This window comes from Orlajensenia leifsoniae (genome assembly GCF_004570845.1).
Lineage (GTDB): Bacteria > Actinomycetota > Actinomycetes > Actinomycetales > Microbacteriaceae > Orlajensenia > Orlajensenia leifsoniae.
Genome location: NZ_SPQZ01000002.1, coordinates 16,122 through 30,134 on the forward strand (window position 1 = coordinate 16,122; position 14,013 = coordinate 30,134).

The 14,013-nt window shown below is 69.4% G+C and carries 14 protein-coding genes; 8 read left to right on the forward strand and 6 right to left on the reverse strand.

What is annotated here, in order from left to right:
- Positions 1 to 17: 17 nt before the first annotated feature.
- Both E4M00_RS04080 and E4M00_RS04085 read left to right on the forward strand, forming a co-directional pair.
- A complete protein-coding gene (locus E4M00_RS04080; RefSeq protein WP_135119246.1) occupies positions 18 to 1,433 on the forward strand; it encodes an FAD-binding oxidoreductase in 1,416 nt (471 codons plus the stop codon).
- 166 nt (positions 1,434 to 1,599) lie between these two features.
- Positions 1,600 to 1,971: an FKBP-type peptidyl-prolyl cis-trans isomerase gene (locus E4M00_RS04085; RefSeq protein ID WP_056163979.1), complete on the forward strand. Its 372-nt coding sequence runs from the start codon at positions 1,600 to 1,602 to the stop codon at positions 1,969 to 1,971.
- Between the two features lie 152 nt (positions 1,972 to 2,123).
- Here the strand turns inward: E4M00_RS04085 and E4M00_RS04090 are convergent, their stop codons facing one another.
- The 4 genes from E4M00_RS04090 to E4M00_RS04105 all read right to left on the reverse strand — a co-directional run bounded on the left by E4M00_RS04090 (position 2,124) and on the right by E4M00_RS04105 (position 5,556).
- Positions 2,124 to 2,843: an esterase/lipase family protein gene (locus tag E4M00_RS04090; RefSeq protein ID WP_240036841.1), complete on the reverse strand. Its 720-nt coding sequence runs from the start codon at positions 2,841 to 2,843 to the stop codon at positions 2,124 to 2,126.
- On the reverse strand, positions 2,843 to 3,697 hold the full coding sequence (locus E4M00_RS04095) for an alpha/beta fold hydrolase (RefSeq protein ID WP_135119247.1): 855 nt from the start codon (positions 3,695 to 3,697) through the stop codon (positions 2,843 to 2,845). Before E4M00_RS04095 ends, E4M00_RS04090 begins: the two co-directional genes overlap by 1 nt.
- A 101-nt stretch (positions 3,698 to 3,798) precedes the next feature.
- Complete coding sequence (locus E4M00_RS04100) at positions 3,799 to 4,218, reverse strand: protealysin inhibitor emfourin (RefSeq protein WP_135119248.1); 420 nt, start codon at positions 4,216 to 4,218, stop codon at positions 3,799 to 3,801.
- A 135-nt stretch (positions 4,219 to 4,353) separates the two neighbouring features.
- Complete coding sequence (locus tag E4M00_RS04105; protein WP_135119249.1) at positions 4,354 to 5,556, reverse strand: M4 family metallopeptidase; 1,203 nt, start codon at positions 5,554 to 5,556, stop codon at positions 4,354 to 4,356.
- 72 nt (positions 5,557 to 5,628) lie between these two features.
- On the opposite strand from E4M00_RS04105, the gene E4M00_RS04110 reads away from it, so the two are divergent.
- Entirely contained in the window at positions 5,629 to 6,459 is an 831-nt protein-coding gene (locus E4M00_RS04110) for a CPBP family intramembrane glutamic endopeptidase (protein WP_135119250.1), read from the forward strand.
- Positions 6,460 to 6,687: 228 nt separating this feature from the next.
- The gene (locus E4M00_RS04115; RefSeq protein WP_135119251.1) at positions 6,688 to 9,552 is read left to right on the forward strand and encodes a lamin tail domain-containing protein; all 2,865 of its coding nucleotides are present in this window, start codon (positions 6,688 to 6,690) and stop codon (positions 9,550 to 9,552) included.
- 75 nt (positions 9,553 to 9,627) lie between these two features.
- On the opposite strand, the gene fdhA is transcribed toward E4M00_RS04115, so the two are convergent.
- Complete coding sequence (fdhA, locus tag E4M00_RS04120) at positions 9,628 to 10,851, reverse strand: formaldehyde dehydrogenase, glutathione-independent (protein WP_135119252.1); 1,224 nt, start codon at positions 10,849 to 10,851, stop codon at positions 9,628 to 9,630.
- Positions 10,852 to 10,999: 148 nt separating this feature from the next.
- Between fdhA and E4M00_RS04125 the strand changes: the two genes are divergently transcribed.
- The 4 genes from E4M00_RS04125 to E4M00_RS04140 all read left to right on the forward strand — a co-directional run bounded on the left by E4M00_RS04125 (position 11,000) and on the right by E4M00_RS04140 (position 13,409).
- Positions 11,000 to 11,230 carry a hypothetical protein gene (locus E4M00_RS04125; protein ID WP_135119253.1) on the forward strand — a complete coding sequence of 77 codons (231 nt, stop codon included), beginning with the start codon at positions 11,000 to 11,002 and terminating at the stop codon, positions 11,228 to 11,230.
- Between the two features lie 141 nt (positions 11,231 to 11,371).
- The gene (rpsO, locus tag E4M00_RS04130) at positions 11,372 to 11,641 is read left to right on the forward strand and encodes a 30S ribosomal protein S15 (RefSeq protein WP_055817791.1); all 270 of its coding nucleotides are present in this window, start codon (positions 11,372 to 11,374) and stop codon (positions 11,639 to 11,641) included.
- A 145-nt stretch (positions 11,642 to 11,786) separates the two neighbouring features.
- The gene (locus E4M00_RS04135) at positions 11,787 to 12,752 is read left to right on the forward strand and encodes an LLM class flavin-dependent oxidoreductase (protein WP_135119254.1); all 966 of its coding nucleotides are present in this window, start codon (positions 11,787 to 11,789) and stop codon (positions 12,750 to 12,752) included.
- Positions 12,753 to 12,797: 45 nt separating this feature from the next.
- Positions 12,798 to 13,409 (forward strand): hypothetical protein, encoded by a 612-nt coding sequence (locus tag E4M00_RS04140; RefSeq protein ID WP_135119255.1) that lies wholly within the window; start codon positions 12,798 to 12,800, stop codon positions 13,407 to 13,409.
- Between the two features lie 146 nt (positions 13,410 to 13,555).
- Here E4M00_RS04140 and E4M00_RS04145 read toward each other — a convergent pair whose 3' ends face one another.
- Positions 13,556 to 13,981 carry a VOC family protein gene (locus E4M00_RS04145; RefSeq protein WP_135119256.1) on the reverse strand — a complete coding sequence of 142 codons (426 nt, stop codon included), beginning with the start codon at positions 13,979 to 13,981 and terminating at the stop codon, positions 13,556 to 13,558.
- Positions 13,982 to 14,013: the final 32 nt, after the last annotated feature.

Genomic DNA, 14,013 nt, shown 5'->3' on the forward strand with positions numbered 1-14,013 from the left:
CGTCCTAGGCTGATCGCATGTCCACCATCGACCAGTTGCGCGCCGCCCTCGGAGACACTGACGGCAACGGCACCGTGGTGACGGATGCCGCAACGCTCGATGCAGCGCGTGCCGACAGGTCGGGCTTCGTCGCCGCGGAGACGGCGCTCGCCGTGGTCTTCGCGGCATCCGTCTACGACGTTCAGACCACTCTGCGCTTCGCGAGCCAGCACGCGATCCCGGTCGTGCCCCGCGGCGCCGGAACCGGCCTGGCCGGCGGGGCCATCGGCAGCGCCGGGTCGATCGTGCTCGACGTCTCGCGCATGGACCGCATCCTCGAGATCGACGCTGAGAACGAACTCGCCGTCGTCGAGCCCGGCGTCCTCAACGATGCCCTCAACGCCGCGGTGCAGCCGCTCGGCCTCTGGTTCGCACCTGATCCGGCGTCGAAGGCCATCTCCTCGATCGGCGGCAACATCGCCACCAACGCCGGCGGTCTGCTCTGCGCCAAGTACGGCGTCACGCGCGAGGCCGTCCTCGGACTCGCGGTGGTGCTCGCCGATGGCAGGCTCATCCGCACGGGCCACCGCACCGTCAAGGGCGTGACCGGCTACGACCTCACGGCGCTCTTCACCGGATCGGAGGGCACTCTCGGCGTCATCGTCGAGGCGACGGTGCGCCTGCGTCCGCTGCCCGATGGGGCGCCCGTCACACTCGGGGTGTTCTTCGCCGACGTGGCGACTGCGGCTGCTGGAGCGGCATCCGTCACCGCAGCCAGGCTCCGCCCCGCCGTCATGGAGCTCATCGATCCCGTCGCCCTGGCGTTCATTCGCTCTCATCTCGGGGCGGATGCCTTCATCGGCACCCCTCTCGAGGGTGCGACCGGAGGCGCCACGGATGCCGCAGCCCCGGCCTTCCTGCTCGTGCAGTTCGACGGCCCGGCAGCCGGCGCCGAGGCGCAGGCCGCACTCCCGGTGCTCGCGGGCTGCGGGGGAGCAGCCCAGCTCGCCGCCGATGCCGCGGCAGGGGAGCGACTCCTGGCCATCCGTCGCGCGTTCCATGCCTCTGTGGCGGCCGGTGGCGAAGTGCTCATCGAGGACGTGTCGGTGCCGCGGTCGAGCATGGCCGAGATGTTCGTGGCCATCGCCGAGATCGGCCGGCGCCACGGACTCGCCATCCCGACCGTCGCGCACGCAGGCGACGGCAATCTTCACCCCAACTTCATCTACACCGGAGACTCGGTTCCGGATGCCGTCTGGCAGGCCGCCGACGAGCTCTTCCGCGCCGCTCTGGCGCTCGGAGGCACCCTCACCGGGGAGCACGGCGTCGGCCTGCTGAAGCGCCGCTGGCTCGCCGAAGAACTGGGCGACGACTCGTATGCGCTGCAACGCGACCTCAAGCGCGTCTTCGACCCGCAGGGCATCCTCAACCCGGGCAAAGTCTTCGCCGACTGATCCGACACGTGCCCGCACACGAGAAAATCTCGTCGTCCGGTGGTGCGGCAGTGCCTGCGACTCGACCGGCCGACGAGATTGGCCTACATCCAGCATGCCTCGCCGAGGCGTTCGCCGCAAGGGAAATCGGCGTGCAATCGGTGAACGGATCGGGTTGGATGGAGTCATGACCGATCTGAACAGCAAGCCAGAAGTCGACTTCCCGGAGGGCCCGGCGCCCGAGACCCTCGTCATCGAGGACATCGTCGTCGGAGACGGCGCCGAGGCCCAGGCCTCATCGACCGTCGACGTGCACTACCTCGGCGTGGAGTACGAGTCGGGCGACGAGTTCGACTCGTCGTGGAGCCGCGGCGAGTCCATCAACTTCCCGCTCAACCGCCTCATCGCGGGTTGGCAGGAGGGCATCCCCGGCATGAAGGTCGGCGGACGCCGCAAGCTCGTCGTGCCGCCGCACCAGGCCTACGGACCCGCAGGCGGAGGACACCAGCTCTCGGGCAAGACCCTCGTCTTCATCATCGATCTCAAGGGCGTCAGCTAGTCCGACCCCTGCACGAGCGACGGCCCGTCTCCTCAGGGGAGGCGGGCCGTTCGCGTTTCCTGCTCGCTGAGGCCCGGACGCAGTCCGCGGCCGAAGCGCCTTCAGCCGGTTGAAGCGCTCGGCGCGCTTCGGGCGGTCGCTCCGCTCGGCCCTCAGCGAGCTCGGGGCGAAGGAACTGCCGGCGGCGCCTCGGCGATCGCGTCGACGATCGCCAGCACGCGCACATCCGCGAGGATGCGGAAGTGCCCGAGGAACGGCATCCGGATGTTCCGATACGCGCCTGGGAGCAGGCTCCCGTCGGGCACGACGGGGTCGACCGTGCTGAAGATCGAGGTGATGCGCTCGTTGATGTCGAGGATCGTCGCGAAGCGCTTCAGAAGCGCATCCGTCGGGGAGAACTCCCGCAACTCCCGCCGGATCGCGTAACGCGCATAGGCCGAACCCGCGAACGGCGTGTTGATCGCCACCAGGTGGGCGACCCGAACGGGCCCTCCGGTGGCCTGGGCGGCTGCGTCATCGATGAGCACCTGCTTGCCGATCAGGCCGCCCTTGCTGTGCGCCACGATCACGACGTCGCGCAGGTCGCGCTGCTCGAGCATCCCGGCCACGAGCACGGCGGAGTCCGTGATGACGTCACGGTTGTGGCGCAGCTCGGGCACGACGTGCACCGGGTGCCCACTGGCGGAGAGGCGCTCGACCAACGGCAGCATGAAGCGCCAGTCCTCGTAGATGCCGGGCAGGATCACCACCGGTCGCTTCGTGCCGGCGAGGTAGGTCGCCGGCTTCGCGCCCGACCGCAGCACGTCGTACTGCCTCCGCGCCACGTAGGCGTAGTCGTGCACGAGGTCGGAGAGCAGCTTGAGCGGATTCATCAGGCCTCGGCCTGGCTCTCGAGCACGGCGCCTCCGTCGGAGCCCGCCTCCCGGGTGTCATCGACCCCGCGCGCGATTCCAGCGAACTGCACGATGAGCGCTGCCGGCGTGGCCGCGTCGACGTACATGCCCACGTGCGCCCGGCCCGTGAGCGTGTGGTGGGCGGCGACGGGGATCGCCTCGGCGAGGCTGCGGTTCCAGGCCTCGGAGCAGATGGGGTCGTGCTCGCCGCGCATCGCGAGCACCGGCATCCGCAGCTCGGCCGCGCGCTCCAGCATCGGGTAGGCGACCATCACCGGCGCCTGCTTGAGCATCCAGCGCGGCCCGCACTTGAGGTAGTCGGTGGCGACGATCCAGTTCACGTCGGGGCGTTCGCGCAGGGTGTCCTGGGCGAGCCTGAGCATCTGCCGCGGCAGCGTCTGCTCGGCGACGTCGGTCACGGTGCCGATGAGCACGGCATGGCCCACCGCCGCAGGATGCTGCAGGGCGGCCTCGACGACGACCTGCGTGCCCATCGAGTGGCCGACGAGCACGGCATCGGTGATGCCGGATGCGTCCATCCACCGGGCGACGAGGGAGCCGTAGCGTTCCATCGGCAGCGGGTCGCGTGGCTCGGGAGCATCGCCCATGCCGGGCAGTTCCAGCACGAACACGGGCCCGCGGGTGAGCAGCGCCGTCGCGAGCGGACCGAAGTAGCGCGAGGCGACGCCGATGCCGGGCACGAGCACGAACGGGCGCCCGGAGACCGCGACGGACTCCTTGACGATGAGCGTGAGGCCGTCATCGGTGAAGGTCGTCGTGCGTGTCAGCCGCGGTTGCGCGCGTCGGATGCGCGAACGCGGCGGCCTCGGCATGCTGCGATCCCCTCACCGGCCGCCATCACCGTGACGTCCGCCATCAGGCTATCCCCACGGAACGAACCGATGCCGAGGCTTGACTCGCCGGCCCGGATGCGTCAGTGGGCGGCGCGCGAGTCGGGCGTCGGGCGCGGGTCGGGCGTCGGGCGCGGGTCGGGCGTCGGGCGCGGGTCGGGTCCGGTGGTGGAATCCGCCGTTCGCACCCTGTCGACGAGTTCTCGCCACGGGCCCTGCAGCTGCTGCTCGGCCAGCGTGGCCTCGCGCTCGGGCGGGTCGGGCCTGTCGGTCGGCGCGTGCGCGTGGGTGTGGTCGAGGTCGGCGGGAGCGCCCGACTGTCGCTCGTAGCGGATGACGTAGACGAAGCGGTCGGGCTGCGGCGGCTGGGGCGGCACGTCGTCCCACGGGAGTTCTGCGAGCAGCACGAGCCAGGCGGCGGCATCGGGCTGCTCATCGACGAGCACGCTCCACGTTCGGCGGAGGCCGCCGAAGCCGCCGGATCGGGTGACGATCACGAGCATGGTGGTGATGCTACTCCGGTCCCGCTCGCTGAGGGCCCAGCGGAGCGACCACAGGAAGCGCCCCCATCCCGCTCGCTGAGGGCCGAGCGAAGCGACCGCCCGGAGCGACCGCCTGGAGCGCCTCAGGGGAGCGACCTACTCGTCGGCCACCACACCCACAGCGAGCCAGGCTGCACGCACGGCGTCGGTCTCGGCGGCGTCGTCGCCGTAGCGCCGGGCTGCGGCATCCGTCGTCACCTTCGCGAAGCGGGAGAAGTCGGCACGGGCGGCGAGGTCGTCGCCGGTGAGGGCGTCATACCAGATCTGGCCCGCCTTCTCCCAGGCTGCGCCCCCGATGGCCGTGGCCACGAGGTAGAACGCGTGATTGGGAATGCCGGAGTTGATGTGCACCCCGCCGCTGTCTGCGGTGGTGTCGTCGTAGTCGCGCATGTGGGCGGGCTGCGGGTCCTTGCCGAGCACGTCGTCGTCGTATGCCGTTCCCGGAGCCTTCAGGGAGCGCAACGCGATGCCCTGCACCTCGTCGGTGAAGAGCCCCTCGCCGATGAGCCAGCTCGCCTGATCGGCGGTCTGGCGCTTGGCGAACTGCGCCACGAGCGAGCCGAATACGTCGCTGACTGACTCGTTGAGGGCCCCGGACTGGCCCTCGTAGACGAGGTTCGCCGTGAACTGCGTGACGCCGTGCGTGAGTTCGTGGCCGATCACGTCGATCGCGATGGTGAAGCGGGTGAAGACCTCTCCGTCTCCGTCGCCGAACACCATGCGCTCGCCGTCCCAGAACGCGTTGTCGTACTGCTCGCCGTAGTGCACGGTGGCGTCAAGAGGGAGGCCCTTGCCGTCGATCGAGTCGCGGTTGTAGACGTCCCAGAACAGCTCGAAGGTGGCGCCGAGGCCGTCGTAGGCCTCGTTCACGCTGACGTCGTCTGTGGGCGGCTCGCCCTCGCGGCGCACCACCTCGCCGGGCAGCGTCTCGCGTCCCTGCGCGTCGGCGATGGTGCGCTCGGGCAGGCCCGGCGTGGCCGATCGCGGCCGGGCGGAGCGCGGCTGCGGGTTGCGGGTGAGGGGGTTCGGCTCGTCAAAGCGCACGCCGTCGCGCACGAGGGAGACCTTCGCTGCGTGGGAGGCGTTCTGGAAACGCGGATCGTCTGTGGCGGCGATGGCCGCCAGCAGGTACGGCGGAACGATGGAGTGGTGCCGCGGGATCCGGGCAGCGCCAGCATGAGTGCCGGCAACGCCCTCACGGGCTCGGTCAGCGCCGTCGTGGATTCCGACAGCACTGCGGCCCTCGGCATCCGTCGTCGCGTGCGAACGGATGTCGTGTGTGTCGTTCCCCCGGTTCATGCTGCGAGCCTAACCCGACCCCCGGACAGGGGAGAGGCATGCGTCTCGCGCCGCGTTTCGTAGACTCTCCCCATGCCGAGCCTCGCCGCCAGCACCGCCGACGCACCCGCTCTGCCACGCCTGTCGTGGAAGCTGGTGCCGACGCTGTTCGTGTGCGCCGCGGCGGTCATGCTCTTCGGCGTGCAGATCGTGTGGATCGGCTACGCGCTGCTCGCGGTGGGCCTCGTGATCGCCGCCATCGTCGATCGGGCGCTGCTGCGCGACCTCACCCTCATCGCCGCGGGGCTCGTGATCATCTCGACGATCTCGCTGGCGGCCGACATCAGCTACGTCAACATGGTGCGGATGGGCACTGTGCTCGCCCTCGCCGTCGCCGTGCCCTACCTGGTGTCGCGCTACGTCTACCGCGAGTACGCCATCAGGTTCCCGTGGCGCGGGGGTGGCCGCTGGACCCGCGCGCAGTGGTTCTACCTGGTGCTCGTGCTGGTGCTCGGCTGGACCATCCTCCCGTTCTACTTCATCACCTCGGGCGTCTACACGAACTGGCCGACCGTCACGGAACCGGATGCGATCGCTCGACTCCTCGTCGGTGTGAACGCCGTCGGCATCTGGGACGAGCTGTTCTTCATTTGCGTGGTCTACACGCTGCTGCGACGGCATTTCCCGAACTGGCAGGCGAACCTCCTGCAGGCCGTCATCTTCGTCTCGTTCCTGTGGGAGCTCGGCTACCAGAGCTGGGGTCCGCTGCTCACCTTCCCGTTCGCGCTGCTGCAGGGCTACACCTTCTCCCTCACGCGCTCTCTCGGCTACGTGATCACCGTGCACCTGCTCTTCGACCTGGTGGTCTTCCTCGTCATCGTGCACGCGCACAACCCCGGAGCGCTGCCGATCTTCCTGCTCTGAGACTGCCCTCGTGCTGCCGCCGGTCGCCTCCGCCGCCGTGTTCGCAGGATGAGGACGCAGCTGAGTGCTCGGAGGGGGTCATCCTCGCCGTGATCCTGTGAACGGAGGCGGCGCGATCAGAGGGCGGCATCCGTTCGCCCCGCGTTCACCCGGCGTTCGCGGACGCCCGACAGTCTGAGCCGGGCCGCGCGTGCGGCCCACACTCACGCGTGCGAAGGGCAGACACGAATGCGATCGACCTGGCGGGCTGCGACAGCGGCCCTGCTCACCTCCCTGGTGCTGGCAGCACCTCTCACGGCGGCTCTCGGTCAGGCCGATGCGGCCTCGGCTGCGCCCGCCGTGACCGACCTGCGCATCAACGAGGTGGAGTCCGACGGCGGAACCCCCGGCGACTGGATCGAACTCGCGAACCCGAGCACGGCATCCGTCGACGCCTCCGGTCTCGTTCTCAAGGACAACGACGACACCCACGCCTTCGTCATCCCGAGCGGATCGACCATCGCGGCCGGCGGCTTCCTCGCGCTCGACGTCGACCCGTCGTTCGGTCTCGGCAAGGCCGACTCCGCACGCCTCTTTACGGCCGACGGCGCGCTCATCGACTCCTACACCTGGGCCGCCCACGCCGTCGGCACCACGTACGGGCGATGCGCGGATGCGACAGGAGACTTCACGACGACGGCCTCGGTCACGAAGGGTGCTGCCAACGACTGCGGCACCGGAACGCCGACTCCGACGCCCACGGCCACCCCGACGCCCACCGCCACCCCGACGCCCACCCCGACGACTCCGCCGGCTGAGGCGTCAGCGATCCGCATCAACGAGATCGAGTCGAACCCGGATGACTGGGTGGAGTTCATCAACACTTCCGACGCCGCCGTCGACGCCTCGGGCTACAAGCTCAAGGACGGCGACGACACCCACGACTTCTTCGTGTTCCCCGCCGGCTCTGTGATCGCGCCGCACGGCCTGCTCGTGATCGACGCCCTCCCGTGGGGCCTCGGCGCTCCCGAGACGGCACGCCTCTACGCTCCCGACGGCACCACCCTCGTCGACAGTCACTCGTGGACCAACCACGCCGCCGCCAGCCTCGGCCGCTGCCCGGACGGCACCGGCGCCATCGTCGCGAACTCGTCCGTCACGAAGGGCGCTGCGAACGACTGCAGCGTCGCCGTGCGCATCAACGAGGTCGAGTCGAGCGGCGTCGACGGGGACTGGATCGAGCTGCGCAACATCGGCGCTCCGGCCGACATCTCGGGCCTCGTGCTCACCGACAACGACCCCACCCATGAGGTCGTCATCCCGGCCGGCACCCTGCTGCCCGCCAACGGGTTCGCCTCCTTCGCCACCGAGCCCGCCTTCGGACTTGGCGGTGCCGACTCCGCGAAGCTGCTCACGGCCGACCGCGGCACCGTCATCGACTCGTACAGCTGGACCACCCACGCCGCCACGAGCTACGGACGCTGCCCCGATGGCACCGGTGAGTTCATCACCACCGCAGAGCCCACCCGCGACGCCGCCAACTCCTGCGTCGTGAGCGCGCCCGTCGACGCCTGGCCCGGCGGAGCATCCGTCACCACGGCCGACGTCGCCGGCGTCCTCGGCGGCAACATGAGCGGACTCGTGCACGAGCAGACCGGATCCGCCGCCTCGGCCGGGACGCTGTGGGCAGCCAAGAACGGCCCCGGTGCGCTCTACAACCTGGCCTGGAACGGCAGCGTCTGGGCACCGGTCACGACCGACGGCTGGTCGGCGGGCAAGACCCTGCACTATCCCGACGGAACCGGCGACGTCGATGCCGAGGGCGTCACGATCACCGGAGCCGGAGCATCCGGCGGCCTGTTCGTGGCCTCGGAGCGCAACAACGCGAACAATGCCGTCAGTCGCCTCTCCGTGCTGAAGTTCGACGTGTCGGGCGGCGCCACCTCCCTCACCGCCACACGGGAATGGAACCTCACCGCCGACCTCCCCGCCGTCGGAGCCAACGCCGGCTTCGAGGCCGTGACCTGGGTTCCGGATGCGTGGCTCACGTCGCGCGGACTGCTCGACCAGAGCACCGGCGCCCTCTATGACCCGTCGCGCTACCCCGACCACGCCGGCGGCCTGTTCCTCGTCGGCGTCGAGACGGCCGGAGCGGTCTACGCCTACGCCCTCGACCAGACGACGGGCGCCTTCACCCGCGTCGCGTCCTTCGCGAGCGGTCTGACCAGCGTGATGGAACTCGGCTTCGACGCCGAGAAGAGCAAGGTGTGGGCCGTGTGCGACGACACCTGCCAGGGTCGGAGCATCCTGCTCGACATCGCGCAGGATGGTGTCGACGACGGCAGGTTCGCGGGCGTCGCCGCCTACGAGCGCCCGGCCGGCATGCCGAACCTCAACAACGAGGGCTTCGTCGTGATGCCGCAGTCGCAGTGCGTGGAGGGTTCGAAGCCGGTCTACTACGCCGATGACGCGGCGACGGATGGCCACGCGCTGCGCGCGGGCACGATCGACTGCACGGTGCTGCCGACGGACCCGACCGACCCCACCGATCCCACGGACCCGACGGATCCCACCGACCCGACCGATCCCACGGACCCGACGGACCCGACGGACCCGACGGACCCCACCGACCCGGTGACGCCCGGCATCCCGACCCCGATCCCCGGTGACCAGCTCAGCGACGCGAACCGCGGACCTGTGTCAGCGGCATCCGGAGTCGTCGCGGGTGATCCCGTCACAGTGTCGGTCGGAGCCGAGCACGCGGGGGAGAAGGTCGACGTCTGGCTCTATTCGACGCCGCAGCACATCGGACGCACCGAGGTCGGCGCCGACGGAACCGTGACCGTCACGATCCCCGCCGACACCGTTCCGGGCGCGCACCGCATCGCCGTCACCGATGCGAACGGCGACCTCATCGGCTGGACCGACATCACCATCACGGCGGCCGACGTCGCGGACGGATCGGCCACGGTCGACCCGTCCGCGGTCTCCTCCGGAACGCTCGCCTCGACGGGAGTCGATGTCGGGGGAGACGCCCTCCTCGCCGGAGCGCTGCTCCTCGCGGGCGCGGCGCTGTTCGTCGCTCGTCGTCGCCGAGTACGCGCGAACGGCTGATTGCCCGAACGGCTGATCGCCTGAACGGATGCGGGGCCCGAGCGAATCGCTCGGGCCCCGCGCTCGATCACTCACTCACGCCGCGTCGAGATACCCGTTCGGGTTCAGCACGTACTTCGTGGCTGCACCGGCGTCGAACTCGGCGTAGCCGCGGGGCGCATCCTCGAGCGGGATCGCCTTCGCGTTCACGTTCTCGGCGATGTGCACGCGATCGTGCAGGATGGCCTGCATCAGCCCGTGGTTGTACTTCATCACCGGGCACTGTCCGGTGGTGAACGACAACGACTTGGCCCAGCCGGTACCGAGGCTGAGGCTGAGCGAGCCCTTCTGGGCGGCCTCGTCGATTCCGCCCGGGTCACCCGTCACGTAGAGGCCCGGGATGCCGAGAGCACCTCCGGCAGCCGTCACGTCCATCAGGGAGTTCAGCACCGTCGCGGGCGCCTCCTTCGCGTCGGCACCATGACCCTGGCCTCGTGCCTCGAAGCCGACGGCGTCGATGCCGCAATCGATCTCGGGCACCCCGAGGATCTGCTCGATCTGGTCGACGAGTTCCCCCTCGCTCAGGTCGACGGTCTCGCATCCGAAGCTCCGGGCCTGGGCGAGACGCTCGGCGTTCATGTCCCCGACGATGACCGCAGCGGCGCCCAGCAGAAGGGCGGAGGTCGCTGCCGCCAGCCCCACGGGGCCGGCACCGGCGACGTAGACGGTCGATCCGACCCCGACACCGGCGGTGACGGCCCCGTGGAATCCGGTCGGGAAGATGTCGGAGAGCATCGCGAGGTCGAGGATCTTCTCCATGGCCTGGTCGCGGTCGGGGAACTTCAGCAGGTTCCAGTCCGCATAGGGCACCAGCACGAACTTCGCCTGACCGCCGACCCAGCCGCCCATGTCGACGTAGCCGTAGGCGCTGCCCGGGCGGTCGGGGTTCACGTTCAGGCAGATGCCGGTCTTGCGCTCCTTGCAGTTGCGGCAGCGGCCGCACGCGATGTTGAAGGGCACCGACACGAGGTCGCCGACCTTGATGAACTCGACTCCGGGGCCGACCTCGACGACTTCGCCGGTGATCTCGTGTCCGAGCACGAGGTTGGCCGGTGCCGTTGTGCGGCCTCGCACCATGTGCTGGTCCGATCCGCAGATGTTGGTGGCGACGGTCCTGATGATCGCGCCGTGGGGAACCTTCCGGCCCACGTTGGCCGGGTTGACCCCCGGTCCGTCCTTCAACTCGAACGTCGGGTAGTCGACATCGATGACTTCGACGACTCCGGGCGCCTTGTAGGCGACGGCTCTGTTCTCTGCCATGGTGATCCTCCTTGATCACCGACCCGGTTGGGGCCGGTCTTCCGAGCGTAGGTCGGATCTTCGCGCTCGCACGAGGACTCGACACATTGACAGCTCTGCTGCAGGTCGGGTGTCGATACGCTGGAGGGACATTCTCGAAGGGACCCCAATGAAGGACTATGCGTTCGCCGGAGCCGAATCCATCAACCGCGCGATCGGCATCCTCGTGGCGCTCGATCAGCAGCAGGTGAACGCGATGGTCGAGCTGCAGATCGACAGCGCGATCGAGGACTGCGAGCAGGAGTACGAGAAGGCGATCGCCGATCCGAGCTACGTGCCCGACAAGGAATTCATCGTGCGTCTCGACAACTACCTCGCCCTCGGTGGCGAGCGGCCCTGACGACGGCTCCCGCATCCGGGTCGTCGCACCCACCGCAGTGCTGGTAGACTCTTCAGGTTGCCGTCAGAACGGCCGCGGATAAAGAGAGCTCGGGCATTCGGCCACGGGCACCGCGCAATGAAGAGATAAGGGGATCAACCTATGGCACTGGATGCAGACGTCAAGAAGGCGATCATCGAAGAGTACGCAACCCACCCCGGTGACACCGGATCCCCCGAGGTCCAGATCGCTCTGATGACCAAGCGGATCAAGGATCTCACCGAGCACCTCAAGGAGCACAAGCACGACCACCACTCGCGTCGTGGACTGCTCCTCCTGGTGGGCCAGCGTCGCCGTCTGCTCGGATACCTCTCCGACGTGGACATCACGCGCTACCGCACGCTCATCGAGCGTCTCGGCCTGCGCCGCTAAGGCAACTCTCGCTGACAACGCGAACTTCTTGCGAACGGGCCGTCACCTTCGGGTGGCGGCCCGTTCGTCATGTCCGGGGTGCGGATGCCGCTCCACCCCGACGCCGCTCGCGGCGAGTGTCTGCAGTCGTCCCTAGACTCGATCCATGCGCTTCGGAATCGTCATCCTGCCCCAGCACGACTGGCCCGAGGCCGCCCGATACTGGCGCGGTGCCGAGGAGCTCGGCTTCGATCACGCGTGGACGTACGACCACCTGTCCTGGCGCGGACTCGCGGGCGAGCGCTGGCACGCCACGGTGCCGACCCTCACCGCCGCGGCGATGGTCACGGAGCGCATCCGCCTCGGCACCTTCGTCGCCTCACCCAACTACCGGCATCCGGTGCCCTTCGCGAAAGACATCGCCACAGTCGACCAGATCTCGGGCGGGCGCGTCATCCTCGGCATCGGCTCGGGCGGAACGGGCTTCGACGCCTTCGTTCTCGGCCAGGCCGGCCTGCTGCCGCGCGAGCGCTACGAGCGTTTCGCCCAGTTCACCGAGGCGCTCGACACCCTGCTGCGGTTCGAGCCTGTGACGGATGCCGTCGCCGAGGCACCGGCAGACGGCTCGATGCCCGCTGACGACATCATCGACCCCGCCGTGGCCGAGCCGGGCACGGCGGGCATCTCCTTCAGCGGTGGCTGGTACACGGCCGTCGACGCCCGCATGGTCGGTGGACCGGCACAGGAACCGCGGATGCCGTTCCTCGTCGCGGCCGACGGTCCCCGTGCGCTCAGGCTCGCCGCCAGGCTGGGTCAGGGCTGGGTGACCACCGGGGGAGACGCCGACACGGTCGAGGGCTGGTGGGCTCGCCTCCGGGAGCTGTCGGAGAAGCTCGACGCCGCCTGCGAGGAGACGGGTCGCAATCCGGCATCCATCGACCGATCGCTGCTGTTCGATTCGCAGACGAAGTTCGCGCTCGAGAGCGTCGACGCCTTCGAGGACGCCGTCGGCCGCGCCTCCGAGCTGGGCTTCACCGACTTCATGACGCACTGGCCGCGGGAGAACGGGCTGTATGCCGGCTCCGAGGCCGTGCTCGCTGAGGTGGCGTCGCGGCTGGATCGCTGGCGCTGAGCGGCTCGCACGGGGCGTCCCGTCATCCGCGCTACCGTTGAGGGCGTGTCTGAACCCCGCAACAAGTCGCTGCTCCACTGGGAGCCGTTCGCGTACATCCTGCTCGTCGTGCTCGTGGTGCTCGCCGGATCACTCGACCCGCAGGGTGCTCCCGTGGCGTTCTGGATCGCGGCGGTGTTCGCTGCGGCGGCCACGGTGTTCTTCCTGATCGCCTTCGTCTCGTACGGGCGTCGGTCGCGACTGAACCCCGATCCCTCGGGCAACCTGCGGAGCCTCTCCGACATCACCATCGTGCCCGCGCAGCACGTCGCGGCCGAGACCAATCCGACGGTGACGGTGGTCGACGTGGGCAGGCACCAGTCGGCCATCGATATCGTGCGCTCGCGCGGCGGTGCGAAGGTGCGGGCAGTGCTCGTGCCGCGGGCCAGCCGCTGGCTGTCGCGTCGCTACCGCATCGGCGTGCAACTCGTGGCGGCCGGTGAGATCCGTCATGCCGGATTCCTGCCGGATGCCGTCGACGAGCGCTGGCGCGACAGGCTCGGCGCCCTGCGAGACGACGACAGCTACGTCGAGGTGCCGGCCGTGATCATCGGATCGCAGCAGCCGTTCAGCGTCGACCTCGACGTGAGCGGTCTCCCGGCGGCCCTGGGGGAGTAGGCGGCGTGCGCTCGCTGGTCGAGTAGGCCGCAGCTGAACCGCTGGTCGAGTAGGCCGCGAGCGCAGCGAGTAGCCGTATCGAGACCACGCTCAGTCGCGCGCGGCCTCGAGATGGTCTCGATACGTGGCCTCGCTGCGCTCGGGCACTACTCGACCGGCGAAGGCGGCCCGTCCACCTGCGCCTGCTCGTCCATCCACAGCACTTCCCAGTGGTGGCCGTCGAGGTCGTGGAACGAGCGCGAGTACATGAAGCCCAGGTCCGACGGTGGTTGCGCCTGCGATCCGCCGGCGGCGATGGCGGCATCCGCGATCCGGTCGACGTCCTCGCGGCTGTCGGTCGACAGCGCGTAGATGGCGCTGGTGGAGGCCTGCGCGTCGCCGATGGATCGATCGGTGAAGCCGGCGAACTTCTCGTGCGTCAGCAGCATCGCGTAGACGGTGTCGCCGAACACGACGCAGGCGGCGGTCTCGTCGGTGAAGTTCTCGTTGATCGTGTAGCCGAGCCCGGTGAAGAAGGCCTTCGAGGCGTCGAGGTCGGAGACCGGGAGGTTGATGAAGACGGAGGTGGACATGGTGGGTTTCCTTTCGTGCGGTGAGGAGGGCG

Excerpts from the sequence above, each read along its gene's own strand:
- E4M00_RS04080 (WP_135119246.1), top strand. The coding sequence starts at position 18 with ATGTCCACCATCGACCAGTTGCGCGCCGCCCTCGGAGACACTGACGGC.
- E4M00_RS04085 (WP_056163979.1), top strand. The coding sequence starts at position 1,600 with ATGACCGATCTGAACAGCAAGCCAGAAGTCGACTTCCCGGAGGGCCCG.
- E4M00_RS04090 (WP_240036841.1), bottom strand. The coding sequence starts at position 2,843 with ATGAATCCGCTCAAGCTGCTCTCCGACCTCGTGCACGACTACGCCTAC.
- E4M00_RS04095 (WP_135119247.1), bottom strand. The coding sequence starts at position 3,697 with ATGCCGAGGCCGCCGCGTTCGCGCATCCGACGCGCGCAACCGCGGCTG.
- E4M00_RS04100 (WP_135119248.1), bottom strand. The coding sequence starts at position 4,218 with ATGCTCGTGATCGTCACCCGATCCGGCGGCTTCGGCGGCCTCCGCCGA.
- E4M00_RS04105 (WP_135119249.1), bottom strand. The coding sequence starts at position 5,556 with ATGAACCGGGGGAACGACACACACGACATCCGTTCGCACGCGACGACG.
- E4M00_RS04110 (WP_135119250.1), top strand. The coding sequence starts at position 5,629 with ATGCCGAGCCTCGCCGCCAGCACCGCCGACGCACCCGCTCTGCCACGC.
- E4M00_RS04115 (WP_135119251.1), top strand. The coding sequence starts at position 6,688 with ATGCGATCGACCTGGCGGGCTGCGACAGCGGCCCTGCTCACCTCCCTG.
- fdhA (WP_135119252.1), bottom strand. The coding sequence starts at position 10,851 with ATGGCAGAGAACAGAGCCGTCGCCTACAAGGCGCCCGGAGTCGTCGAA.
- E4M00_RS04125 (WP_135119253.1), top strand. The coding sequence starts at position 11,000 with ATGAAGGACTATGCGTTCGCCGGAGCCGAATCCATCAACCGCGCGATC.
- rpsO (WP_055817791.1), top strand. The coding sequence starts at position 11,372 with ATGGCACTGGATGCAGACGTCAAGAAGGCGATCATCGAAGAGTACGCA.
- E4M00_RS04135 (WP_135119254.1), top strand. The coding sequence starts at position 11,787 with ATGCGCTTCGGAATCGTCATCCTGCCCCAGCACGACTGGCCCGAGGCC.
- E4M00_RS04145 (WP_135119256.1), bottom strand. The coding sequence starts at position 13,981 with ATGTCCACCTCCGTCTTCATCAACCTCCCGGTCTCCGACCTCGACGCC.